Below are 2,052 nucleotides of genomic sequence, written 5' to 3'. Positions count from 1 at the left end.
CGGGCCAGAAGAACTCCCACACCGACACGTCGAAGCCGAAGGGGGTCTTCTGCAGCACCCGGTCACCCGGGCCCAGCCCGTACTCGCCCTGCATCCACGCGAGACGGTTCACCAGGCCCGCGTGCGGGACGGCGACGCCCTTGGGGCGGCCGGTGGAGCCGGAGGTGTAGATCACGTAAGCCGGGTGCGAGGGTGCCGGGCGGGTTTCGGCGGCCGGGTTGTCGGGGGACAGTTCGGCCAGCCGTCCGACGGTCGCCTCGGCGTCCACAACAACCGTCCGCGCCACGGCGGCGGACTCCGGCCCCTCGATGTCCCCGCTGGTGAGCAGGATCGCGGGTCGGGCGTCGTCGAGCATGTAGGCGATGCGCTCGGCGGGCAGTTCCGGGTCGAGGGGCACGTAGGCGGCGCCGCTCTTCAGCACGGCGAGCAGGGCGACGACCATCCCGGCCGAGCGCCGCATGAGCACGCCCACCCGGTCCTCGGGACTTGCACCGTACTCGGCCAGCATCCGCGTCAGACGGTTCACCCGCCGGTTCAACTCGGCGTACGACACCTCGACACCCTCGGGGTCGATCACCGCGATGGCGTCGGGGGTGCGGGCGGCCTGCGCCTCGAACAGCTCCACCACCGTGCCGGCGGGGACCTCGTGCGCGGTGTCGTTCCAGTCGGTCAGGACCTGGTGGCGTTCGGCCGGGTCGAGGGCGGTGAGCGTGTGCAGCGGGGCGTCCGCCACGGTCCCAAGTGCGTCGACTATGCCCTCGACCACCGTCTTCAGCCGCTCGGCGAGAGTTGCCGGGTCGACGGAGGGCGCGGTCTGGACGGTGAGGCGGAATCCGTCGAAGGTGTCGTCGACGTGCACGGACAGCGGGTAGTTGGTCCGCTCCTGGTTGTGGATGCTTTCCACGCCCGGGAGCACCTCGCCCCCGGTTTCACCGCTGTTCCCGGTCTCCTGGGTGTAGCGGTAGTTGAGGAGGGTGGTGAACAGGGGCGTGCCGTTCAGTCCGCTGGCCTGCTGCGCTGCGGACAGGGGGGCGTGCTCGTGGGCGAGGAGGTCGGCGAGGTCGCGGTGCATCGAGCGCAGTGCGCCGCCGACGGTGGCGCGCTCCAGGCGTGCGCGGACGGGCAGGGTGTTCATGAACAGGCCGGGGACGCGGTCCGCGCCGGCGCCGGCGTTCATGCGGCCGAGGAGGACGGTGCCGAAGACGACGTCGTCGCGTCCGGTGAGGACGGTCAGGACGCGTGCCCAGGCGAGGTGGAAGACGGTGGCCGGGCTCACGCCCGCGTCGCGGGCGCGGGCGCGCAGGCGTGCGGCGAGGTCGGCGTCGAGGGTGAGCCTGTGCTCGTTGATGCCGGTGCCGTCGCCGCGGACGTCGACCAGGTCGTACGGCGCGGTGGCCTCGGTGACGTCGCCCAGCAGCGCGGCGAAGAACCGCCGGTGCTCCTCGGCCGGAACGCCGAGCCGGGCCTGGGCGGTGAAGTCGCGGAACGGCAGCGGCGCGGGCAGGGCCGCCTCCCGCCCGGTCAGGAACGCCCGGATCTCCCCCATCAGGATGCTGAAGCTGGTGCGGTCGAGAACCAGGTGGTGGACCTGGAGCAGCGCGTGCCAGACCCCGGTGCCCGGCTCCTGCGCGGTGTACATGCGGATCAGCGGGGCCCGGCCGATGTCCATGCTCGCCGGGCAGGCCGCCAGCAGATGTTCGGCCGTGTCCATTCCGGTCTGCGGGCGCAGAACCACACTGCCGACCGGGATGGGGGCTTCGCGGAGGACGACCTGGACGGGTTCGGGGAGGTCCTGCCAGACGATGGCGGTGCGCAGGATGTCGTGCCGGTCCACCACGTGCTGCAGTGCCTCGGTGAAGGTCTCCAGCCTCTCCCGGGAGTCGAAGCGCAGCACGGTGGGCTGGACGTAGACGTCCTGCTGGCCTGCCTCCAGGAGGTGGTGGAAGAAGATGCCCTCCTGCAGGGGGGCGAGCGGGTAGAGGTCCGCGATGTTCGCGGCCCCGCCGGGCACGCGCTCCACGATGCGCTGGATGTCGTCGGTGCTCAGCTCGA

Annotated in this window: 1 protein-coding gene; it reads right to left on the bottom strand. The window is 72.0% G+C overall.

Features of this window, described 5'->3' with window-relative positions; all coding sequences use genetic code 11:
• The coding region (locus tag LO771_RS29930; RefSeq protein WP_230748287.1) for an AMP-binding protein at positions 1 to 2,052 on the bottom strand (2,052 nt) is incomplete at both ends.

The organism is Streptacidiphilus sp. ASG 303, assembly GCF_020991365.1.
Lineage (GTDB): Bacteria > Actinomycetota > Actinomycetes > Streptomycetales > Streptomycetaceae > Peterkaempfera.
This window is presented reverse-complemented; position numbering and strand designations above follow the sequence as displayed.